A 24152-nucleotide genomic window follows, 5' to 3' on the forward strand; every position below is an offset into this window, starting at 1 on the left:
TCATCTTCCGCCCTCCCACTCGCGCCACTGCCGCTCAAAGCGCCAGTCGTCGCGCAGGGTCCAAGCTTCGAGCAGCCATCCATCTCCGTCACGGCGCAGGCGCAGGCGGCGCGGATGAAACAGAAGGTGCATAGCGAACCCCGCCAGGGCCAGGACAAAGCCGGCAAAGACCCATTTCAATGCCTGGCCGGAAGCGAGATACAGGCCCGCCCAGGGCGCCGTGCCGATAAATTTAAGCTGGTACAGGCCCAGATCCGCGACCTCTCCCGGCGCCAGCACGCCATCGAAAACCGGCTTACCGCGATGCTCCGCGACGAGGAGGAAACGGGGGGCAGCGCCGGGTGTCAGGGCCATGCGGAAATTCACCGGGCGATTTTCGAACATCATCACTTCATCGCGCTCCAGCGGGGTATCTTTGCCCCAGGATTTCTTCATCACGCTGAAATTGATCAGCAGATTGCGGCGCTGTCCATCCGGCAGGGTGCGCTCGAACAGCGCCGCCTGCCCCACGTTCTTGTCCAGGTAAACCTGATAGGGACCAATCCTGAGCGGATGATTCACCGCCAGGGTTTCCTGGCGCACGGGGCCACCCGCCTCCTGTAGCGTCAGGAGCGCCTGCAACTCCTTCAGGCGCCCGCTCTCCATCTCCACCCGCAGGGCATCGAGGCGCAGTTGAAAGCCCAGTTCATTGTCCGGCAGGCGCGAGCCCCGCTCCAGCAGCAGCTTGCCCTTCGCCTGGCTGAGCACCTCCCCCTCGGCCAGCTCGAAATGGGCGCCCAGGCGCTGGGAAGCATGGACCGAGGCCGCAATGACGATGACCACGACACCAGCATGGAGCAGCGGCAGCCCAGGCAGCCCAAAGTTGCCGCTGCGGCGCCCGTCCGGCCCGGCATCCTCCAGCGCTTGCAGGGTGGGGGGCAGTGCGGAAAAGGAAAGGGCGCGGGCGGGGGTCAATCCCCTGAACCAGACAAACAGCCAGGCTGCATGCGCAACCGTGCCCGCCGTCAGGTTTACAATCAAGGCCACATAGAGAGCGAGAAACCCTGTCGAGGCGTACACATCTGCCAGGCCAAGACGTTCCAGCCACAGCGAGACCACCGGCCAGGACTGATGCCAGGCATCCAGCTCCTGGGGCGACAGGCGCCAGCTCTGCGGCAGAGTTCCGCCTGCCAGCGCCGCCAAGCCAAGCAGGGCAAGCAAAGCCAGGGCAAGACCGGGCGAAGCCGCATGGCGAAACAAACTGGCAAGCAGGCGGCGCACCCTGCTCAGCTGCAGCTCCCTACCCCGGTCACCCCGGTGGTGCCGGGGTCGCTGGCACTATGGCAATCCGTCCTTCTCCAGTTGCCGCTCTGAATGGCATCGAGGTTGATGCCGGAATTGAGGCCATAGATGGTGCTGCCGTTGATTGGGTAACGGGCATGTGCATTGTAGGGCGCCTCATCCGGCGTGCCGGTGCCGTAAACCAGGAAGGCACGCCGCTTCCAGCCGTGCGGTACCGCCGCGTGGCAGGCGTAACAGGGCATATTGCGGAAGTCGATGTGGCGATTGTGCAGATTCTTGGCCGCGCCGCCCATTCGACCGGAAAACCCGGTGCTGTATGCGCTGGTATTGGTACCGCCGCCATAAATACCGCGATCATGGCATTTGAAGCACAGGTGATGGTCGGTACCGTTCATGCCGGTGGAAAAATCGTAAGGCCCCCACAGGATGGGCCAGTAATCGGCGCCGTGCGGACCCTTCATGCCGGTGGGATTCTGGCTGTCGGAGTGGCAGTCGGCGCAGCCCATCACGCTGGCGGGCGTCATGCCGCCGATCAGCGCTGCCGTATAACTCACACCATCGTATGCGATGAAGTCATTCTTGCCCGGCGCCACCACCGGATGGAAGGACTTGTTGTTGGGATTGAATTCCTTGGCCTGGTCGGTCAGATTAGGCATCGTCACCGGGTCGTGAGCATACGGCTCGGGAGGCGGAGTCAGTCCGAACGCATAATAGGAATGGCACTTGAGGCATAACTGGTACTGGTACTGCACATCATTCACCTCGGTGTAGCTGGTGACATTCCCCCAAATGGCTGGCCAGGTGGGTGACACGCCCCAGATGCCCTTGAGCACGTTGGAGGCGAGGTTGGAGGTGGGCGTGCCACTACCCACGTTGGGCGAGACGCCGGGGGAAACAGCATGGGGGTTGTGGCAGTCCTCGCACTCGGCGTGACGGTTGGTGCCCAGGTTGGATGCTTCCTCGCGCACCGCGCCACCGATGCGCTTGGGGTTATGGCGTCCGTCATAGGCAGGATTCTTTGCCGGATGCACATAGGCCAGGCCGAGGGCATAGTCGATATTCTTGGTACCGGTTGCCACACTGCCGCTGTGGCACACCAGACACACCTTGGCCTCACCGTCCTGCTTCAGGATACGGCTACCACTGGTGGCGGCGTTGTGCGGCTGGTGGCAGCTCTCGCAGCCGTTGGCCTTGGGCGTGGAATTGGCATCCAGGGGGAGGTTGTGGCCCGGCACGTGCCAGGGGTTATCACCGGTACCGTTCCACTGGGCAAGGGATTCACGGTGGCTTTGGTTGGTCACGGTGGACCAGTACATCTTGCTGTGGCAGGTGCGGCACAGCGGCGAACCATAGCCCGCACCGTCGGTATAGCCCACATGCATGAACTTGGGATTGGCATCGCTGTGCGCGTCGTGGCAACTGGTGCACTGCATCTGCCCGGTGCTGTCGGGCTTGATCTTGCCCGTGAGCAGGGCGGGTGACACCAGCTCAAGGTTGGTGGCTGCCAACACAGGATCGTAAAGGAAGGAAATCGGGTGATCATTGCGCAAATCGCTGCCCAGATTGGCGGGTCCGGTCAGGAAGGCCTCCAGCCCGGAAACCGTGCCCGCCTGGTGGGCGAAGGGCAGGTTCTGCACCCCGCCCAGGGCCACCGTGCCATCGTGGCAGGTCAGGCACAGTTTCGATGTGCCGCTCGGTTGACCCGGCGCGGCTGCCGCCAGCGTATTGCTGCTGTAGGGCGTATAAATTTCCGCCGAAAGCTTATGGTTCCACAGCGGCACGGCGGGATTGGCGTTGTGCGGGGTATGGCAGAACACGCAGAGCTGCGTCTCGCTGGTCGCCTTGTAAGTGCCCGTTCCGGAAGCGGAAAGATTGTGCTTGGTGGTGGCGATGCCTGCCATGCCAGGTGCGGTCCAGCCCAGCAGGCCCGCGATCAGCAGGATGGCAGTTAACCATGCATAGTTGCGCGTATTCATAGCGGAAAGACTCCGGTCAAATGACGTGACGTATTTGTTGTTTGTCGGGTTATACCCGTTAAGAGCATGCGGCCACCCTGTAGGTCGGGCTTTCTCGCCAGAGCGAGCAGCTTTGCTGCCGCTCTCGGCGGGGACGCCCCTAGCGGGTGCAGCCCGGAATTTCGGGCTGAAGCCCGACCTACAGGGGGTTCCATGGGCAGGGTAATAAAACCCGGCCTACTTTGCATCGCTGCCTCCAAGATACTGGAAAATCTGCACCCGGTTATTGTACGAGTCCGCAACATAAATCCGGTCCTGGGCATCGATCAGCAAGCCTGCTGGCAACCAGAACTTTCCGGCTTCCTGGCCCGAAGTTCCCCAGAACAGCAACAGTTTCCCGGTTTCGTCAAAAACCTGAACATTATCGAAACCCGCATCGGCGACATACACATGTCCTTCGCTATCCAGCGCCACGCCCTTGGGGGCGGAAAAATCACCGGAGCCATCGCCGTTTTTACCGAAAGCGGCAACCAGTTGCCCCTCGCTGTCGAAGATCTGGACGCGCATGTTCATGCTGTCCGTAACTGCCAGCCGCCCCTGGCGGTCCAGCGTGGCGTAGGTGGGGAAATTGAACTGCCCGCGCTCCACGCCACGGCCGCCGATCACACTGAGAACCTTCCCTGTCGGCAGGTCAAGCACCTTGATGTCGTGGGACGGCGTATCCACCACGTACAGCCGCTGCCGCTCACGGTCGATTGCCAGCGCTGAGGGGCGCTTGAGCCAGTCCGCAGTGTCCAGCATGCGGTCAAATTTGCCATCCGACCGGAACACGAAAATCTTGTTCAGTTCACCATCCGCGACATAAACATTGTCCCCGCCATCCACCGCCAGGCCGATGGGCAGACGCATGGGCTCCCACTCGCTGCCGCGCAGGTGGGCATATTCGCCTTCGCGGCGGTCGTAAATGTGCACTCTTCCCCGCTGGGTATCGGCCACCAGCAGCCGGTCCTTGCTGTCCAGCGCCACGGCCATGGGGCGATTCACCCGCTCGTCGTCCTCATCGCCGCGAATGAATTCCCACACCTTGCGCCAGAAACCTTTCTTGCGCCCGAAATCTTCCGGGCTGGAAATCGAGCCGAGGAAACGGATCCGCGGCTGTAGCGGCGGCGCCGGCCAGACCAGTTCGGGCGCCGCGGCAGCTTGCTCTTTCGCTTGCGGAGCGGCCTCGGCAGACGGGCTTTCTTCCGCCCGGAGAGGTGCTGCCGCCAGCAACAGGGCAGCGATGACAGCCAGCATTGTTTTTACGGCAAGATGCAACATTTTTCTCCATATTCATTGCATGGATTTGTCGGGTTAAAACCCGACCTACGAGTCCGAGCCGCCGTTGTAGGTCGGGATTCATCCCGACCTACAACGGCAGATTTTAATCTCACTTGTAAAGCATATGCTTCTTGCGCGAAGTTTCACCATGATAATATTTGTAGCGGAACAGCGCATCCAGGCCGTGACAGTCGGCGCACAGCGAAAAATCGCTGGTATTTCTCAGGAAACTGTTGCGCGCATCACCCTCTATATTCCGGCCCTCGCCCTCTTCGGCCTTGAGCGGGTTCCACTGATGGGCGTTATGACAACTCGGGCAGGAGATGATGCCCGAGCCGCTTCTCACGCCATCGAGTGTAAACACCGGAAAATTCCCGCCGCCCTCGCGCTGGCTGCCGGGGTTGGAAATCACGTTCACCTTGGCCGGGTGGCTGCCCTTGACTGGCAACTTGGCCGCCGCCACCTTGCCTGCGGCATGGCAGGAACGGCACAGGCGCTCCATGGCGTCATTGCCCTCCCCCGACTGACGCGCCCACAAGCGCTCCTTGACCACCGCATTATGTACCATGTGGCACTGCCCGCACACGCCGGACTGCTGCGCGTTCTGGCCGCGGGTGTTGGTCTCCGCCGGCGCCGTGACGGAAAGGTCGTGGTCGGTCTTCTTCACCTGCTGCTTGTTCTGGTGGCAGTTGGCACAGAGCTGGGGAGCGGGCCAGGCGGGCTGACGCAGGAAACTGTCGGCAGCTCCGCCCTCCACATCTGCCTTCGCGCCAGCTTTGCTGGCGGGGTCTGCCGCATCCCACTGGTGCAGGTTATGGCAGGTGGCGCAGGCGACCTTGCCGTTGACCGTGTCTTTTTTACCCTCGGCGGTGTAAAGCGGCAGAGTGGTCTTGCCGCCGGTATTTTTCAGGTCCACGCGCAAGGGGTGGCTATTGGCGCCGGTCTGCTTCTTCTCCGCCATACCCCCGTCACGGTGGCACTCGTTGCACAGCACCTCGACGCCGTCCTGGCCCGGGCCGGTGGCGCGCGCCCACATTTTTGCGCCATTACCGTTGTGCGGCAGATGACAGGAGCCGCACACGCCGGTTTCGACAGTGGTCTTCCCCTGGAAATTTTTCGCCTCGGGCACAGAGATGGCGAGATTGTGCTTGGACAGGGCAATCGGCCCCTTGTCTACGTGGCAGTTGGCGCACAGCGTGCCTTTATTGTCGTTAGGCATGCGCAGGAAGCTGCTATCACCCGTGGCCTTCGTTTGGCGCGGGTCCCCGGCGGGGGCTTTCTTGCTCAAAGGTGACCAGTTATGCGGATCGTGGCAGGTTCCGCACACCACGTTGCCGCCTTCAGCCGCCGGCACCCCGCGATGGTCGTAAAGTGGCAGCACCTTGCCTGGCTGGGCAATGCTTTGCGGCGGTGCCACCCATTTCCCGTCCTTGGCCGTGATGCCGATATTGGCAATGGGCACATCCACCGGATGGCTGTTGGCGCCGATGATTTTATCCTTCGCCACCCCCTTTGGGTTGTGACAGCTCAGGCAGGTTGAAGAAACCGGGTCCACCCCGGCCAGCGGTTCGCGCGCCCACATGCGTGAGCCCTTGCCGTTGTGGGGCAGGTGGCAGCTGGCGCAGACACCGGTTTCGGACGGCTTCTGGCCCTTGATATTGCGCTCTTCCGGCGCCATGATGGCCAGATCGTGCTTGGTGTTGACGACACCAATCTTGTTTTTGTGGCAAGTCAGGCACAGGCTGGCCTCAGGGCCATTGGGCTTGCGCAGGAATTTGTTGCTGCCATCGCTATCATCGCCCGGTTTCGAGGTTTTTTCCGGGTCGAGCGGATCCCACTGGTGCGGCTCGTGACAACTGGGGCAGCTGACCCGGCCCTTGCTGTCGCCCACCGACTTGACGCCTTCCCTGGTGTAGCCCGGCAACTCCACCACCTCACCCAGACTTGCCATGGCGCGGCCCACCGGATGGGTATGCTGGCCGACCTGCTTGTCCTTGGCCAATCCGCCCTCGCTGTGGCAGGTCAGGCACAGATCGGCCACCGGGTCATCGCCGTGCTTCACCGGGCGTGCCCACATTTTCGGCCCCTGCCCGCCATGCGGCAGGTGGCAGGCGCTGCACACCCCGGCCTGACCCACTTCCTGGCTGCGTATATTCTTGTCCGAGTTGTTGACCAGCGTCATGTCATGCTTGCTGTTCGCCACCTTGCGCTGTTCGAGGTGGCAGGACTGGCACAATTGCGACTGCGGATTGGGCGCAACCAGAAGCTTGGGGCCTGCTCCGGCAAAATGCGGCTCGTGGCAGGTCTGGCAGATCACGGTGCCGCCCTCGCCCAGTTTCGCGCCCTTCTCCAGCAGAGCCTGGGGAATCTTCACCTTGCCGGGCCGGATATTCACCGGATGAGTGCCCTTGTGCCCGGCCTCGGCAGGCGTATTGGCGTAGCGGTCGGCATGGCAGGTCCCGCACAGTTCGGAATTGGCATTTTTCACTATCAGCTGTTTCTTCTCGGGCGCGCCGTGGACACGGTGACAGGACTGGCAGATCACGGTGCCGCCGATTCCGGTTTTCGCGCCAGCTTCCATCAGCGCGTGCGGCGTTTCCTTCATTTCCTTTTGTACCGGATGGTTGCCCTCTTCCGGTCCGGTGCCGCGCTCCAGGTGGCAGGCCATGCACATGGCGGAATCCGCGTTTTTCATGCGCATGAACACCGTGGCAGTCTTGTCCCCCCAGGCCACGCCATGGGCGCTATGGCAAGTGCCGCAATACACCTTGCCATCTTCGTTGAGCGGAAACACCATCTTTCCTTCGGCCGTGGGAATTTTCACCTTGTCCGATGGCTTGACGCCGATGGGGTGGAAATTCTGTCGATTTTGCCACGCAAACCGGGAGTCCAGCACGAAACCATCATGGCAGGAAAAACACATGCGATCGGTGCTCACCACATCCTGCTTGCCGGTTGTTTCCACCGGCCTGGGGTTGTGTGCGATCAGTGGCGTGACATCCTTGCGGTTGAAATCGACCAGCCACGCGATGTGGCAGTTGGCGCATTCACGCTGCGGGGAAATATCGCGTGCAGCCTCCGCGCCACGCGCCATGCCGAACAGGAGCACGAGCATCAGCGCCAGTTTCATGAACAATCCGTCGGGGCGACATCCAATCACGCGATTGAACATTCAACTCTCGGCAAATCGAACAGGTGAAACTGGCGCATAGTGATGCCACTCATGTTATGGCGCTGCGGCGGGCTGGGATGGCGCATCGAACGAATTGCGCCACCAGCCGCGCGGATCACGCTTCATTTCCTCCGTAGGCGGTTCGGGCGCCTTGCCGGATGGGCCAAACAGCACGCCCTGACGCGACTTGCTGGCATCGTCGAGGAAAATGGTAGGAATATAGAATTCCTTGTATTTCTGCGTGATGCCGATGATATTCACATTGGTCAGGGCAGCAATGCGCTTGTCTGAAAAGCCGAGCGCGCGGAACGGCAGGAAACTCTCATTTTCGGAAGCGTGGCAGCGGGTGCAGAAACGCCCAACCGGGTTCACCTGGCTATGGAAGGCTTTCTTGATCGACCCCATGTCCTGATCGGAAAGCTGACTGCGCAGCTTGATGAATTCCTGTGCTTCGGGCGCATCCTCGGTGATTTCCAGCAATGCCTCCCGCCCGTTGACGTTGGTATAGGCCACAACCTTGGAATAGTAGTCGTCGGTTTCGAGCAGGAACCCTGTTCCCGGTTCAACATCCAGCCCATACGGCTTGCCCTTGACCTCGATCCCCGAATAGTTGAGCCAGCGCAGGGTCATGGAACTTTCCGGCACCTTGCGATCGTCGGTGTGGCAGGTCATGCAGCCGATGAATTGGGTGTGCATGTTGAGCAGGGTCCGTATCATCGGTTTTTTCGCGTGCGGATATTCGCTGTGGCAGGTATAGCAGATCGGGCGTTTCCCCAGAGTCAGGGGGTCGACCTTGGGCAAATTGTGGAAGTGCTTGATTTTTTCCTTCTGCCGCTCGATATCCAGCCTTTCCAGAAGCTTTGGCGCCTCGGGTTCTTTTTCATGGCCGCCGCCCATCATGGAATAGACGGAAGAGGCAAGCAAAACCGCGATGATGATCCACAGCAGAAAAGACACCATCCACGCCCATATCGGGTGGTTGCGGCGCAAACCGGAAATGCTGAAGGCGTCGCGCCTGATCTCGCCCGGAATACGTGCCTTGTGGTCAACAATGATCAGCAGCGCGATGGCGAAGAGGAGGAACATCACCACTGCCAGCGCAATAAAATAACTATCGAGTTCAACGGTATGATGCATGGTCAATCCTTAAAATAATCATCAGCCCTGGGTCAACATCAGCCAGATCGCGTACAGCCCGAAAACGGTCCACGCCAGGACAAACACCAGCGAGCCATAGGCCAATACTTTCTGCCAGGGTTTAAGCTCGGCTCTCATAGATCGCGATATCCGGCGTCATTTTCTTCATGTTGATTTCTAATCATGAGGTTGCGTCCCCCACAATTTTTTGCTCTCGATCAGTTTCCTGAGATAGCTGCGTTCCTCGGGCATGGTCACGATGCAGCGCAGATACTCGAGAAAATGCTCCTCGATCTGGTGTTCACGCGTGATCTTGCCGGTAAGGAAGGTCCATTGCATGGGGAAGCGCCCAGGTGCCAGGTGGACGTTGTACCAATGCCAGAATGCGATCACCAGCAAGGCCAGCAGGGCCTCGTGGGGATGGGACAGGCGCATCATTTCCTGAAAATGTGAGGCCATCTCCAGCGGCAGAATGCTGGCCCAGACGTCAGGGAACAGGAAGGTCGATCCGGAAATCACCATCACCGTGTTGCCGAAGCCGGCAGCAAAATAGTGAATTTTCTGCTTGTACATGAATTTGTCCATTTCCGGACGTACGGTGCGCTTGCCGCCGAAGAACTGCATGTCTTCCTTGAAGTCGCTAATATCCTTCCATACCGGCAGGATGGTGCGGCGCAATTCAAATACGCGGGCACGCAGTTTCAGCAACGAGCCAAGGCCGATGGTGACGAAGTGATAAACCATGGCAAAAATCATGGCCGCCGCCAGCGTGCGGTGTATCACCCGCGTCACTTCCAGTCCACCCAGTACGGAGTTGAACGGCTCCGCCCAGAAAGCGGTGTTGTAGTGAATAGGCAATCCAGTAAAGGCCAGCAACAGGAAAGTGCTGAAAATCAGCAGATGCTGAATACGGATATGGATGTTGTAGCGGTAGAAATCGCCAATCGGGTTTGAATCCACATTTTTGTATAGCATCGAGCGATCGTCCGGCAGCAGGGCAACCACTTCCTCGATATCGCGCTCTTCTTCCGGGCTCACCCTGTTGTGGCGCTTTGCGGTGTCCAGCACCTCGCGTGCTTCTTGTGTTAATTTCATGTTCTACGTGTCCTTATGCGTCAAAGCTTTATAAATTCTGCACTACCTGGTTAACCACCTGCAGGCGGGGACACTCCTTGCGGGTGCCGCCCGGCCTGCAATGGATTTCATCAGGGAAGCCGGTTGCTATTGCGCCGGGTGCGCCGCCACCACGATGACCCATCACGGAAGCGCCAGCTTGCGCCATCGCGCAAACGTCCCCAGGTTTCGAATCCGGCCATCCCCACCAGTAACAGCAGCACACTATCGCCCACGATGGTATAGATCATCTCGGCATAATGCTTGAAGGGGTTGTCTTCCCGCTTGCTGGATGGATGCGGATCGAGCTCGGCATAGTTCTTGTCGGCTCTGACGTGGCATTGCTTGCAAGTCTCTACCCTGTTCTCCGCGCTTGTCGGTGAGTTCGGGTCTCGCGAGGGCAGCAGTTCATGCACGCTGAGATAGTAATTCACGGTTTTGGCATGACAATCCAGGCAGTTGGCCGCCTTGGTGTTGCCATATTTGGTCACCTTGCCGTGAAAGCTTTCCTCGTAAGATTCCGCCGCGATCGGGAATTTCCGCCCCAACTCGCGCCCTTCTTCCTTGGCCGCCAGCTGGTGGCGATCCAGCATCTGCTTGTCGGAATGGCACGATGAGCACATCGCGACGATTTCCTGGGGCGAACGCTTGACTTCGCGAATACGGCGGCTGGTGTGGTTGTACCACTTCTCCGCAAACTTGGCGTCCTCGTGACAGACCACGCAGCGGTCAATGATGTGCTTGGGCGGTTTATCTTCCTTGGCGTTGTAGAGCGGGTTGGTATGGCAGTTGACGCAATAGGGCTTGTCGGCATCATTGCCTTTGGCGACTTTCTCCCGGCCATGGACACTTTTCTTGAATGCATCATAAATTGGCTTGTGGCTGAACGGCTTGCCGGTGGCAGGATTTTTGATCGAATGACACTCTGCGTTGCAGGTCACCCCTTCCGTCACTGGTTTGTGCGGCAACTCCTTGATATAACTGTGGCAGTCGCGGCAGGGCACATTGCGGTGCACGGTTTTTGAAAAAACGTTCGGCATAATGTAGTACGTCTTTTGCAACCCGTCCTCGGTTACACGCCCCATTTTTGGGTATTTGTGGCACATCAGGCAGGCCTCATCATCCTCGAAGGCCAAAGCCGCCCCGGCATACCCCAGAAACAGGGACAACATGCCCGCAACGCACCATCTGATAAGCATCTCCATCCTCTTTTATCCTTTTATTATTTCAGCAACCTGATCCAACACCGTTCAGTCAGACAACCTCAACAACTGCCCGTTTAACCCCAGGCCTGCAGTGGTCTTGGGGCAATGGCGAAGGCATCCACGCCACCCCAGGGACTCAGGCATAAAACAAGTTTTACATCGTGACGCATCAGGGCTTTAAGCACGCTCCCGTCTACTGCTTGAATCGGGATCGTCCACTGCCATTCTTCCCGCCTTTTTCACTCCGGAAGAGACATCCACCAGCGCGACCCGGCATCTTTCGCGAAGAGTGCCTGGTTGTCAACAATGGAAGCCAATGAATTCATTGCTGCCCTCCCCTGCGAGCTGAACCTGCATTCAAACACGGCTCTACGGCCAGATAACCCGGCCGGGCCTGCTTACCAATGGTTCATCCGATCACCGCCGCACAAGCCTGTGTGGCCTGTTAAATCAAGCCTCGCTTTTAGTCTGACCGGTCATTGCGGGGAATGCCATTTTGTTGCCGCATCGGACCAAGAACGGAAAAAAGCAAATGGGTGCTTCAATACGCTCCCATTTGCTTAAAACCGGCCTGAAACCTGATACTTATTTAGCTTTCGATGTTTCGGCCCACTCTACCTTCGGGTCCGGAGACTGCCCTGGCTTGGACTTCTCTCCCTCGGTCCAGGCCGCGCCTGTGCCCGGCAGCAGAAACTTGGGAATATGGAAATCACTATATTTATGCAACATTCCCACCACCTCGGTGTTGGTCAGCTGCTGTATCCGGCGGGGCGGATAACCGAGCTCCGCAAACGGAACATAGGGCGTCTGCGTTGAAGTATGGCAGCTGTCACATAGAAGAGGCTTCTCGTCCACCATGCGGTGAATCACTTTCTTCATCTTGGATTGCTCGGTAGTGCTGAGGCCGTCCTTGTTTTTCAGGTAATCAGTCACAAACGCCCGTTCACGATCCCCATTCAGGAAACGGAAGTTGCCGTCAGCGGCCAATGTTCCGGGCGCAATCTTGGTTCCGTAGTTGCCATATTTTTCCTTCTCGGTTGCCACCAGCCCCGGGGGGTTGGCCACTACCTGGCCGTTTGCCTTGTCGTACCAACGGAATGCCCACGGCCCCTGGTCCGGCTTCTGTTTGATGTGGCAGGTTTCACAGGCGACGAAGAACGCGTGCATGTTCAGGAAGGCGCGTATGGGCTTGGACTTGTCATGAGGCACCGCGCCATGACAGCGCGTGCACACATTGGTTTCGTCCGGCTCCACCATCATGCCGATATGGTGAAAGTGGCCTTTCACATACTGTTCCTTCACAACGGTATAGCCGAGATCGGTGGTGGCCGTCGCTTTCTGCTCCTTCATGACCTTCTGCAGCGCCTCTTCTTCAAAAGACGCGGCTTCGGGTGCTTTCACCGTGGTGCCAAAAACCTGCTGTTCCACTGGCGGCTCTTCATGATGATCCGCATGGCTGAAGATAATCGGGTAGATGAAATTTCCGTACCATACCGCGAAGATGATCAGGACGATTGCGTAGAGCTTGCCTATAAGTGTTTTGAATCGACTATACATATATTTCTCCGGCCCTTAGTGGTGCTGAGGTCTGATTTCGTCCTGGAGGCCTTGTTCGGTCATGATCCGCGCATATTCCGCATAATGCTCGTGGATCATGTCGTCTTCCGTGAGATATCCGGTGATGAATACCGTACCCAAGGGGAATTTTTCGGGCGAGTAATGCACGTTGTACCAATGGACGAAGAACAGGAACAGCGCTGCCAGCAATGCTTCGTCGGTATGCATGATGTAGAAGGCGTTCATCGCAATGCCGGGAAGGATGTGGCTGAACTCATCCCGCCACCAGAGAACGAAACCTGCCGGCCCCAGGATGGGAATACCCCAGTAGGGCGCGTAGTAATCGAACTTCTCCTTCCATGACATGCGGTCATAGCGCGGTGGCCGATTGGTGAAGTACAACAGGTACTTGAACATGTCGATCAGGTCGAAGAAGTCCTTCTTGTTCGGAACCATCTCCTGGGCCAGGAATTCCCTGCCAATATTGCCCAGGGTAAGACGCCCTTCCTTCTTCAGGCGCAGCACCCGCCGGGTATAGAACAGATACATCCAGTAAATGGTGTGGTAGACAAACAGGCCCAGCAGGACGGAGCCCACGATACGGTGAATCGTCGGCGCATGGTCGATGCCGCCGAATACCTTGTAGATGGACTCCGCCCACGGCTGATCGTGGTATTTCAGCGGGAACCCGGTTAATGACAGGGTGATCACCGTGGTGAACAGTACAATGTGCTGCAATCGTTGATGCAGCGAGAACCGGTAGAAATATCTCCGCCCGTTTCTTTCACATATTATCGGATATTTCGGCATGGCCATTTTCAAGTAACCCTCAATCAGTACATATTTTCGGCTTGTTATTTGGAGGAGTGGTGATCATCATCCGGCGACTTCCTGAAGGAGAAGTTCGGGAAGAGCCTCCTCAGCAGTTCCAGAATAATGAGAACCATGAAGAAATACATCACGCCCGCCATTAGCGCCGTGAAAAATTTCAACATGTAATGCTGCAAGGGGTATTTGTCCTTGTCATAGGTGACGTGAACCTGAAAACCGGCCAGTTTCGGGCCCGCTTTTTCATGGCACTCGGAGGTGCGGCAGGTTGTCGGGACATTTTTCTTGTTGCTGGCCGATGTCGGGGAGTCCTGACCCTCGATGAAGTGCACGCTCTCACCCTTGACCACGTGGCAGTCCATGCAGTCCGGCGTCTCCTCGGAGCCAAAACGAATCGCCTTCCAGTGAAAGGTTTCCTTGTAGGAAGTGACCACATCGTCAAGATCGTGCCGTTGCTGGAACCCTTTGTCTCCGTGGCACCTGGCACAGATACCTACAATTTCAGATGGCTTGCGCATCTTTTGCAGACGTGAAGTCACATGTTTATAAAAGGACTCAGCAAAGTTCCCCGTGCTGTGGCAGGTCTTGCATCGGCTGAGCCCGCGCTCGGATACGCCATGGGACTTGCCCTTGAAGAAGGACAACGGGCGGTACAAAGGCTCTTCGTGGCAATCCTTGCAGCTGGGGTAGTCTTGCTGGTGTTCCTTGGGCTTGCCTTCGGCATCGAGCTTGCCGTGAACGCTCTTGGCCAGCAGATCCGACACCGGCTTGTGCGAGAATTTTTTCTTGCCAGAGGGTTCGGTCAGATGGCACTCGGTGGTGCAATCCACCTTCTTGGCGGGGTCATGGGGGATTTTGCTGATATCCTGATGACAGTCCATACACTTCACCCGGACATGAGGGCCCTCCTCAAACAGGGCTTCGTTGATGTAAAACAGACGGAAATTGCCATTTTCATCAATGCGGCTCAGGCCGCGATGCTTGTGGCAGAGAACGCAGTTCAATTCGTCCTCGGCATAGGTCTCCCCCCCCACACCGAAAAGAAGCAAGGCCGCGAAAAACAAAATAACACGAGTTTTGAAGGATGACTTACCCATTGACCTGGCCTTATATTTTTGTCTCTTTTTTAGTTGAACTCATGCCGCATCAGCCCACATGACTATCCAACGCTACCCTGGCGATTACCGCTTCAGGGTTCAACCCCGCCACTTCCACACATTCAAGCACTGCCAACCTTTCCGCCAGTTGCACCGCAAAAACATGTTTCTAGTTTATTCGGGCACTCCCCATAAAATACTTGACATGAATCAACTAAATTAAACAACACGATCACAAGATCATATTGTCTTAATAAAATCAAAGCAAGTCCTCACTCTCTACAATCCACCGTGGCAACGCGGCTAAATGGCAAAATTTCGTAGAAGCATGGCTGGCGAAACAGCAAGCCACCGCATTGCTACAAACGTCCAAATGTAGAAAACACAATACCCGCCAGCATGGCAAAAAGCACAACCCAGCCGATTGCCACCACCAGTACACCAAAAAAATTGCCGGCCTCGCTCTCTCCATTCGCGGTCATGCCCACGAAACTGCCGATCTCACTGCCATACCAAATGCAGCCGAGCGGAAGAACCACAACGGTGACGGAAAGATGAAAGGATTCGCTACTCCCGAAAAAAAAAGCCATGACCAAACATGCGAACGCCACCAAAAGCGACGCCACCCGGCCAACTTCAGCCCTCACATCTACCGCCTTCGAACAATCCTCGCTTGAATCCCGCACCCGGCACGCACCCCATCCAAAGCAAAAGCGATACATTTGAAACAACCGTTCGAAGTGAGCTATTGACAACAACGATTCGCCCTATATCATATACCTATTAGTTTTACTGATCCATAGCATTAGCTTTACTGATTCGATTTTTTATTCAAGCGACGGAACCCGCTCTTGTTTTCACTTCTGCGACCAAGCATTGCCCCTGGCACGTTCCACGGAAAAACAAATACGTTTGTGTCGCCCCCTTATCGCCCTGTTCACCCCCTCGCAAATTGAGTACGATGATTGGGAAAGTCAGACACAGCCATGCATGGCCTGGCAAGCATGAAATCCGGATATAAGCTGATGAGGGCATGGATGCAGAAGTTACGTGGGTTTGGTATGAGTGTGTGGGGTACGGCTTTCCGGCGATCGTCACAGCTGGGCATCACAGCCCTGCTTATGGGCTGGGCGGTCATTTCATTTGCGGCCGGGATACCCACCGCAGACATCCGCCATTTATTCGACATCACCGGCCAGGGCGCTGGCGGGCTATCCCTGCCTACCGATGTGGCAGTCAGCAGCGACGGTCGTATATTTGTAGTTGATGGCGGCAATCATCGAGTTGTTGCCTTTGACCGGAATGGAAAATTTCTTTTTACCATTGGCCGAAAAGGGTCTGGAGAGGGCCAACTGAAGGACCCGGTTGGTGTCGGGGCCGATGGGAAGGGGCGTGTCTATGTGGCCGACACGGGGAACCACCGCATCCAGGTATTCGCTTCCGACGGACGATTTCAATATGCATTCCCGGTTATCGAAGACGGCCTGGCGATACGCCCTATAGATGTGGCAACGGATATCACGGGCAGCAAAATTTTCGTGAGTGGCAACAACAACCACAAAATCATGGCCTTTGCGGCACCGGGCAGACTTGTCGGAAAGTGGGGCGGAAATGGCGAGAGTGGAGGGCTATTCCGCTACCCTGCATCTGTTGCATTATCCTCGGAAGGGGACGTATATATAGCGGATGCGCTTAATTCCCGCGTGCAGGGGTTTGATGATCTGGGCGCATTGCTTATTCAGGTCGGTAACTGGGGCGTGCTCCCGGGCCAGCTCTTCCGCCCCAAAGGCGTGGCCATCGATGGAAAACAAAACATCTACATCAGCGACAGCTATATGGATGTGATTCAGGTTTTTGACAATGAAGGCCGATTCCTGCACGTTCTGGGCCGAGGCGGCAAGCCGCAGCGATTTGTATCTGCTGGCGGAATCGCAGTCGGCAGCGACAACCGGATTTATACCGCCGAGATTTTACGCAACAAGATCTCGGTCTATAGCATGGGCGATTGAAACTGCGGGAACGACTCCTTAAATCCGGGATCATCCGCATGAAAAGGTCAATATCGGTACGCCGAGCGTGTACCGGCTTGTAATGCGCAGCAAGGCACACAAACGGCAAAAAAGAGAGTTAAAATGCTACGTAAAAGGACATTGAGAGCTTTTTATGCGCGTTAACAGCGCCGGCAGATGGAGTGCAAATGCACGCGATCGATCGGCCAGGAAGCAAACAGGAACGAACATTTCGGCTGCCTGGCGGCCGGATATGGGAGGGATGGCCCCACCCATATCGGATCAGCAAAATCCGTCTGATGGCATAAAGGGCAACAGATGAAGCACCAATCGCAGAAATACCTACCCGCCAAGCCCCCAGGAAGAGTCTGGGCATTTCTTACAGGCATTGCCTTTGCAGCGGCGATGGCCATGACGGCAACTTCAGGGTTCGCGTCGACTGTCGCGGCGCCCACTCCAGGATTCCTGAACCCAGGACATGCGGTTCCCGCGTCCAGCGTTCAGGTGTCCGTCCCAAAAGGTCAGGATGGCTGTCTCTTATGCCACAAGTATCCCGGCTTGGGCCGCTATGACAAAGACGCGAGGAACCGGATCGTAAAGCGGGTCTTTTACGTCAATGAAGACATGCACAATGCCTCATACCATGGCAGATTCAACTGCTCGGATTGCCATGAAGGCGTGGATAAAATCCCTCATACGGACGCGAAAAAAGTTGATTGCGGCAAGACCTGCCATCTCAACGAACCCTCTTCCGGCAAGAAATTCTCGCACAAGGCCATTGTGGAAGATCTGGAGAAGAGTGCACACGGTGCAAAGGGTGCCGGCGCTGAAAACCAGTCCGATTTACCCGCCTGCAGGGACTGCCATACGAACAAACCCTACCTGCTCAATCTTCAGCAACAATTGAAAACGAAGGCATCCATGGAGATTTGCCACCAATGCCACGAAGATAAAGCATGGATCACCCGCTTTCTGAGCCACATCGATTACCGGCTTTCAAGCCGCCGCCCATCATCCGAGGTGGTCAGGCTGTGCAGCAAATGCCACGCCAATCCGAGCATGATGGCAAGACACAAGCTGGATGTGGTAGTTGGATTTCAGGATACCTACCATGGCAAGGCGATTCTGTATGGCGACGAGGAAGTAGCAAACTGCCTGAACTGCCATGCGCCCTATGCGCTGGGATTTTCACCCCACAAGATCACTGCGCACAAGATGAAGAACTCGCCGGTCAATGCCGATAACAAGCGTGAAACCTGCGCACAGGCTGGCTGCCATGCTTCGGCAACGCAAGAGTTTGCCACGGGCAGCAAGGCGCACGCATCCCAGTTCAAGGCAGTCCTCGAGACGGCGGGTGGCAAGGCAGGCACCGATTCGGTTCTCCAGGACGAGGCTTTCCAGACCATGGTGTTGAACTTGATCAACCTCTTCTATCAGATTCTCATTGCAGGGGTAGTTCTCGGGCTTGGCGGGCACAGACTGCTGGATCTTTATGCGACATACCGGGACAGTAAAAAAGGAGGGCACTGAGATGGGCGGGCACGGCAATAACGAAAGGGCCTTCGTTCGGCTTACCAAGAGCGAGAGAATTCAGCACGTCATTCTTTTTGTTTCAACAGGCTTGCTGATCTTGACGGGGTTCATGTTAATGGGCGAAGTATGGGCCATCAAGCTGTTCGGCTCGGCCGGGAAAAGCATCTTCTACTGGCGCGGAATCGTTCACCGCATCGCTGCCGTGGCGGTTACCGCGGTATGCTTCTATCACCTCTACTACGTTCTGCTCAAAACCGATGGCAAAAGCTGGATACGCGCCATGCTGCCCAGGCTTAAAGACGGGGTGGATGCGTATCAGAACGTCATGTACATGTTAGGCAAGCGGGATGCGCGTCCCAAAATGGATCGATTTACCTACCTTGAAAAACTGGAGTATTTTTCCGTCTATTTCGGCATGTTCATCGTTATCAGCACCGGAACCATGATGTGGACACAATCCTACTGGCCGAAATTTTACCTCGACGTGGCCGACGCGCTGCATTTGGGAGAGGCAACCCTGGCCGCACTGGCGATTATTGTTGGCCATATATTTACGGTTCATTACAACCCGCATGTCTACCCGATGAACAAGGCTTTTATCGACGGAAACATATCGGAATCGATGATGAAGGATGAGCATTCGCTCTGGTACGAACGAATCATTGCGGATGAAGCATCTAAATCAGCGAACACCGCGAACGCCACCGAAGGAGGGCGCAATGCATAAAGGAAGCGGCGCAAGCGCTCCGAAAAGGCTCCTCGTCCATTTCGTGATGCTTACGATAGGAATTCTGCTGGTATCTTTCTCTATCTGGCTGGTCTATCTAACTTATTTCAAGGGCGCACAACGCGACGAGGAGACGCTGGCGAAAAAGGCAGTCCCGCGACAAGAGATGCTTTACGAGTCTTTTCACGGCATCGACGAGTCCGTGCTTGCCGGAAGCAAGTCGAAATCGTGGTGCCTGAAGTGCCATGAAGATTTGTCACACTCGAAATCCAAGGAAGCAAGGGGAATGCTCAACGCCCACTCGTTCTTCCTGGCCTGCGAGGTTTGCCACATCGCCCCCAAGGAAGGCGAGAAGTTCGAATACAAATGGCTGCAGCGTGGCTCCAATACACCCCTGACCGCTTTGAAAGGCCAACCGGGTGATTATGGAGGGACAATCATTCCATTCAAGACCGAAAATGGTGTTTCCAGACGCCTGGATGAAAACCCGGAAGCACTACAATTCCTGGATGAATCTGCGGCCAAGGATAGCGACGGAGACTACGAAAAGCGCAAGATGCGCCTTAACACGGACATTCATAAGGAGTTTTCGCCGAAGCCCATATTTTGTGATGAATGCCATAGAGAAAATGGTCCGCTGGATTTCGTGCAACTCATGTATTCGCCACAAAGGGCACAGCTCCTGACATTTGGCGAAGGCGCGAATATCATCAAGCAGTACAAGGACTTTTATCTGCCTTCGCTCATGCGCAATACCCGGAGTGAGCGCTAAAGCCATGGTAGTGCAGACTTAACCCAGACAATCCATTTGGGCGTAGGTCGGGCTTTCTCGCCGGAACGAGATGCGAAGCATCCATTCCCGGCGGGGATGCCCTTAACGGGTACTGCCCGACATGTCGGGTTAAAACCCGACCTACAACCCGGGTTTAAGGAAGTGCTGTATTCCGTTGCCCTGTCATTGCGAGCGTAGCGAAGCAATCTCATTTCTTGAACATCAACAAGCTGCAGATTGCTTTGTCGCTTCTCCTCGCAATGATGAAAAACAAAGCAGAAGCAGCACGGGAGAAGCGTTGCGACGAAGCAAGCCACAGGCAGTGGGCGTACTGGGTTAAGCCGAGAGCAACTCGAATCAGAATCACCCGCTTAACTCTTCCAGGGGAAGTGAATTATGCAGCCCAGAGCGGGGCTTCATGGTGAGGCATCCTGAGATCGGGCCGGCAATATCCCATCACTTGTTGTGACAGTTGTTACAAATTGGCACCTTCGCTGTTAAGCGCAAGCGCTTGAACCCATCGGCACCCTTATCGGCACGTGCATGCCGCTGCACCCCGCGCTCGTGCGGGTTATGGCAGGTAGCACAAAAAACTTGCCCGGTCGAAGGGTCCAGCGGAAGAACAACATCCTGCTTTACCTCGGATTCCTTGAGGCGTTTCAGTATTGCTTCAGGCGGCTTGACCAGATGATTCGGCCCTTCCCGGTTCGAGTTTGTCGCGAATGTTGCCCACCCTCCGCCCGGATGGGGCCGCCAAGGGTGGCAGCCGGTACATAATTTTGTCAGGTCGTCCGTCACGTTGAAGCTTACGTCATCAATGCTTTTGGCCGCCCGCCGGTTTGGCGTCACGCTGTGGCATACCAGGCAGCGCTGGGTATTCAATTCTCCCTTGTCGCTGATCTGGTCATGTGGGTTGAGGCGCTCATAGTGCGTCGGGTTGTGGCAGTTAAAGCAAAGATCCGTACGAGCCGTGTATGGCCCGCCACGAAAGAATCTTGGGTTGAGCCCTTTTTCCTCAAAGCGCTCCTTTTTGCACTGCATCGGCAGATCATGGCATGCGATGCAAGTCAGCACACCACCGCCACGCTTTACCGCCTGGCGGAAGTGGTCCGGCATCCGGTCGCGTTTCTCGGCGGTAGGCTCCATGCCCACCGCATGGATGTAGTTGTGCACGGAAACCGTGTCATGGCAATTATTGCACAGGGCGTTGATGTCCTTAGTGCGCAGCTTTGCGTCATTACCAAGGGGGGTGTCACGATGGCAGGACTGACATCCCTTGCCATCATCGCGCCAGTGAGGATCGGGGATCTGTTCCGCATTAATTATTCCCTTGCGCAACAGTTGCGGAATTTCGTCAGCCCGGTCAAACAGCGCTTTTTCATCCCATATTGTTTTTGGTTTCGTGCTTTCCTGAGGCGCGGCGCTCAAAGGAAATGCCATAAGCATCAACAACAAACAAACCCACCACCGGAGATCACCGAAACTGCGCCCCAGACCCCCTAGCGCCATGCGCTCACCACACCCTCCTGAGTCGTAACCAGCACGCCACCGTCGTTGATCGCCGGGCCTCCAAAAGCGCCACCTTTCAATTTCCGTTCCCATGCCACCCGCCGCCGCTCCAGATCCACTGCGACCAGAATACCATCTATGGTAGCCACGACACCGATGTGGTTGCGTCCAATACTGGGCGAATGCCGAACTTCCCCGCCCAGTGGCATCTGCCACACGATCTGGCCATCATCCTTATTCAGGCCGTAAAGAATCCCGCTACGACTGCACACATACAACATGTTGCCTGCCAGCGCCGGTGTCCCTTGCGGCCAATCATCCAGCTCCGTGCGCCATAGAACTTTCCCATCTTCAGCCTGAAGCGCATAAACATGACGATCATATGAACCCTGGTACACCTTACCCTCAACCAATGCCGGAGCGCCATAAAGTGATGAGCCCAGATCTGCCTGCCAAACAAGTTTTCCGGTATCACCAAGGATGGCATGCAACACCCCGTTTTTGGAACCAACATACACCCTCGCGCCATCAGCCGCTGGAGAAGCGTAGATACCACCATACTTATAATCCATTGCGCGGTAGCGCCAGAGTTCCTTGCCGGTTTTCACATCCAGCGCATAGAGAAACTGGTCCACGCTAGCCAGATATAATTTGGCGTCACGCACAACCGGTGCGGCAACGACCCCGCCACCTACATTTTTGACCTGCCAGCGCTGTTTGCCATCGAAGGCGGATAATGCCGTTACCTCACCATTCCTGGCGGCAACGATGACCATGCCGTCAGCAAGCACCGGCTCGGACAAAAGCGGCCCGCCCGCTTCAAAACGCCATAAAACATGTCCATTTCTAGCATCCAGCGCACTCAGCCGGCGGTCACTGCTGGCGACAAATACCATGCGGGCATCGGAAACCGGCCCGGCAGAAACCTTACCTCCCGTCGCAAGCTCCCACTGCTGTACCGCTTCTCTGGCAGGCAACGCATCCGAACTTTGGTGGGCATGCTGCGGACCACCACCAAGCATCGGCCAGTTGGCCGCCAGCGCAGATGACTGGCACGCAAGGAAGGATAAAGCGAGGGCTACGCGAAACAAATCACAAACGAAAGCCATAATCCCGCTTCAGCATCAAGTTGATCGAATGTTCCTTGAACGGAGCAAACTCCTGTTGGGCATCCCGATAGCGGTAGCGCGCGGTCGCCTGCCATTTTCCGATACGGTAATTCAGGTCCGATTCGAGTGTTACCTTCCGGCCCGCAATATATGCCGACCCTTCGATCTGTTCCGCACGCGCAAGGGCTGTCCAGTTCAGTGCGCTGCGCAATCGCATGACGGCGCGCGCCTGCATATAGCGGGTATCCAGGGCAACGCCCTGGCTATCCCCGCGTGTGGCGCCGGCGGATAACATCAGGCTCCCTGAGTCCTGAAAGCGATGCGACCAGCCGAAATCCATGCGCGTGCTTTGTGAATTCATACCGTAGTAATAATAATCTGACGTGGCGGGATCATTCGTCCAGATCATATACTCCTGTTGATAGCGGCGAAATTCAACAATCCCCTGCAGCATGTCGCTTTGCGTCAGCATGCTGGTTACGCTGTAACGGATGTTGGATTCGCTACCGCTGGGCTCACCCATCGTCTGGCTCAAGCGCAGCTGCAGCGAATCGGAAAACAGTGGCGAGTTCATCCGGGTGTAGCCCAGATTGACGGTGTGAATGGTATTCTCTTGCGCTGGCATGCCATAGGTTGACGTGGTCTCTGATCGCATCAGTCCCAGGGTGTAACCGCCATTCACCAGGTAGTTCCCGAAATAAGTATCGGTGTACATTGCCGCCACGTTGCCAGTCAGCGAGGTCGTTTCCTGTTGCTGCCCAGGATCACCCAAGCTCGTTGCGGACGTCTCTGACCTGGAACCGCTCATGCCCAACATTCCGGTGACCTGCCACTGCGCGTTAAAGCGGTAATTCGCACCGCCTGAAATATTGTGGGAAGTGTTTTGCGAATTTCCGGTGTTATTCATCCCCAGGCCCAGCCCGTAGAAATGGCGGAAGTTATCTGTTTGCTGCACGGTGTACATACTGTTGAAGCCGAGAAACCTTGACTCCATGGCATTGCTGCCCAAACCTGTCCCGCCCCACTCGTCGCTACGATCATAATAGGTCAGATTGGCCGTCAGGTTTGCCTTGTCGCCAAAGAGAGAGCGGTCATTGAGGTAAAGATAATTCTGGCGCTGGTTGCCGCCATACACCTGCTCCTCCCAGGCGGTATACCGGTAGCCGTAGGACAGGTCAGACTCCCCCCATTGCTTGGGGCGCAACTTCTGGCTCGAATCCATACCCAGAGAAAGTTGCTGTTCCGAGCGTGGCACCAGAGAACTGGACGATTCAGAACTGGTCCGGTCCAGGTAAAAATTACTTCGTCCCAGCCATTTATTTTGCAGGCCCCAGCGTGCGCCGAGATTGTTTGTGGTCAGCTCGTAGGAAGGGCTCCAGAAGTCCGAAACGGTACTCTGGCTGCGATTGGCATAAAGCGTCAGGGGGTAGGGCTTGTTGGCAAACCAGGTCGTATTGAGGCGGTAGCCGAGCATGTTGTAACTGGTATCTCCCCCAGTATCATTCTCGTTGGTCTGCACACTTTCTCTTTGCAGGGTTACCCCCGCATCGAATGTCGCAAAGCGTGGATCCCAGATAAATCCGCGCCCATTCAGGTCGAACCGCGTGCGAAACCTGGTTCGGTCACGCGTTCCATAGTCCGATTCATACTGGTAGTCTTCCGCCTCCACGCCCACCGAGCCGTAGAAGGTCAGCCGACCCGCCCCGCCTTGCGATTCCGAATTTCTCAGTGCCAGGGCCGGCCCGGGAAACAGGAGCAGAAGTGCGACAAACGCACCCCCGACCCTCCCGGAGCCGTATCGACCACCTTCCTTAGCCACACCCAGGCG

Annotated in this window: 18 protein-coding genes; 4 read left to right on the forward strand and 14 right to left on the reverse strand. The window is 56.6% G+C overall.

Annotated features, from left to right (window positions below; translation table 11 throughout):
* The 11 genes from WC392_02375 to WC392_02425 form a co-directional block, all read right to left on the reverse strand.
* Nucleotides 1-1260 carry a cytochrome c biogenesis protein ResB gene (locus WC392_02375; GenBank protein MFA5241202.1) on the reverse strand — a complete coding sequence of 420 codons (1260 nt, stop codon included), beginning with the start codon at nt 1258-1260 and terminating at the stop codon, nt 1-3.
* 5 nt (nt 1261-1265) lie between these two features.
* On the reverse strand, nt 1266-3257 hold the full coding sequence (locus tag WC392_02380) for a cytochrome c3 family protein (GenBank protein ID MFA5241203.1): 1992 nt from the start codon (nt 3255-3257) through the stop codon (nt 1266-1268).
* Nucleotides 3258-3473: 216 nt separating this feature from the next.
* Nucleotides 3474-4556 (reverse strand): 6-bladed beta-propeller, encoded by a 1083-nt coding sequence (locus WC392_02385; GenBank protein MFA5241204.1) that lies wholly within the window; start codon nt 4554-4556, stop codon nt 3474-3476.
* Nucleotides 4557-4665: 109 nt separating this feature from the next.
* On the reverse strand, nt 4666-7686 hold the full coding sequence (locus tag WC392_02390) for a cytochrome c3 family protein (GenBank protein MFA5241205.1): 3021 nt from the start codon (nt 7684-7686) through the stop codon (nt 4666-4668).
* A 96-nt stretch (nt 7687-7782) separates the two neighbouring features.
* On the reverse strand, nt 7783-8865 hold the full coding sequence (locus WC392_02395) for a multiheme c-type cytochrome (protein ID MFA5241206.1): 1083 nt from the start codon (nt 8863-8865) through the stop codon (nt 7783-7785).
* Nucleotides 8866-9042: 177 nt separating this feature from the next.
* Nucleotides 9043-9960 (reverse strand): cytochrome b/b6 domain-containing protein, encoded by a 918-nt coding sequence (locus tag WC392_02400; GenBank protein ID MFA5241207.1) that lies wholly within the window; start codon nt 9958-9960, stop codon nt 9043-9045.
* A gap of 110 nt (nt 9961-10070) precedes the next feature.
* The gene (locus WC392_02405) at nt 10071-11177 is read right to left on the reverse strand and encodes a hypothetical protein (GenBank protein MFA5241208.1); all 1107 of its coding nucleotides are present in this window, start codon (nt 11175-11177) and stop codon (nt 10071-10073) included.
* A 591-nt stretch (nt 11178-11768) separates the two neighbouring features.
* On the reverse strand, nt 11769-12740 hold the full coding sequence (locus WC392_02410; protein MFA5241209.1) for a hypothetical protein: 972 nt from the start codon (nt 12738-12740) through the stop codon (nt 11769-11771).
* Nucleotides 12741-12755: 15 nt separating this feature from the next.
* Nucleotides 12756-13478 (reverse strand): hypothetical protein, encoded by a 723-nt coding sequence (locus tag WC392_02415; protein MFA5241210.1) that lies wholly within the window; start codon nt 13476-13478, stop codon nt 12756-12758.
* A 116-nt stretch (nt 13479-13594) separates the two neighbouring features.
* Entirely contained in the window at nt 13595-14665 is a 1071-nt protein-coding gene (locus WC392_02420) for a hypothetical protein (protein MFA5241211.1), read from the reverse strand.
* A gap of 359 nt (nt 14666-15024) precedes the next feature.
* Nucleotides 15025-15312 carry a hypothetical protein gene (locus tag WC392_02425; protein MFA5241212.1) on the reverse strand — a complete coding sequence of 96 codons (288 nt, stop codon included), beginning with the start codon at nt 15310-15312 and terminating at the stop codon, nt 15025-15027.
* A gap of 339 nt (nt 15313-15651) precedes the next feature.
* Here WC392_02425 and WC392_02430 point away from each other — a divergent pair, with 339 nt between their 5' ends.
* The 4 genes from WC392_02430 to WC392_02445 all read left to right on the forward strand — a co-directional run bounded on the left by WC392_02430 (nt 15652) and on the right by WC392_02445 (nt 19706).
* Entirely contained in the window at nt 15652-16674 is a 1023-nt protein-coding gene (locus WC392_02430) for an NHL repeat-containing protein (protein ID MFA5241213.1), read from the forward strand.
* Between the two features lie 678 nt (nt 16675-17352).
* Nucleotides 17353-18204, forward strand: a complete 852-nt coding sequence (locus WC392_02435; GenBank protein MFA5241214.1) for a hypothetical protein — start codon at nt 17353-17355, stop codon at nt 18202-18204.
* Between the two features lies 1 nt (nt 18205).
* Entirely contained in the window at nt 18206-18934 is a 729-nt protein-coding gene (locus tag WC392_02440) for a hypothetical protein (protein MFA5241215.1), read from the forward strand.
* Complete coding sequence (locus WC392_02445; protein ID MFA5241216.1) at nt 18927-19706, forward strand: hypothetical protein; 780 nt, start codon at nt 18927-18929, stop codon at nt 19704-19706. The genes WC392_02440 and WC392_02445 overlap by 8 nt, the downstream gene beginning before the upstream one ends.
* A gap of 456 nt (nt 19707-20162) precedes the next feature.
* On the opposite strand, the gene WC392_02450 is transcribed toward WC392_02445, so the two are convergent.
* The 3 genes from WC392_02450 to WC392_02460 are packed head-to-tail and all read right to left on the reverse strand — an operon-like array spanning nt 20163 to nt 24143.
* On the reverse strand, nt 20163-21308 hold the full coding sequence (locus WC392_02450) for a cytochrome c3 family protein (protein MFA5241217.1): 1146 nt from the start codon (nt 21306-21308) through the stop codon (nt 20163-20165).
* Nucleotides 21206-22306, reverse strand: coding sequence for a PQQ-binding-like beta-propeller repeat protein (locus WC392_02455; protein ID MFA5241218.1), 1101 nt, complete (start codon nt 22304-22306; stop codon nt 21206-21208). Before WC392_02455 ends, WC392_02450 begins: the two co-directional genes overlap by 103 nt.
* Nucleotide 22307: 1 nt before the next feature.
* Nucleotides 22308-24143 carry a hypothetical protein gene (locus WC392_02460; GenBank protein ID MFA5241219.1) on the reverse strand — a complete coding sequence of 612 codons (1836 nt, stop codon included), beginning with the start codon at nt 24141-24143 and terminating at the stop codon, nt 22308-22310.
* Nucleotides 24144-24152 lie beyond the last annotated feature (9 nt).

Source organism: Sulfuricella sp. (assembly GCA_041651995.1).
Classification (GTDB): Bacteria; Pseudomonadota; Gammaproteobacteria; order Burkholderiales; family Sulfuricellaceae; genus Sulfurimicrobium.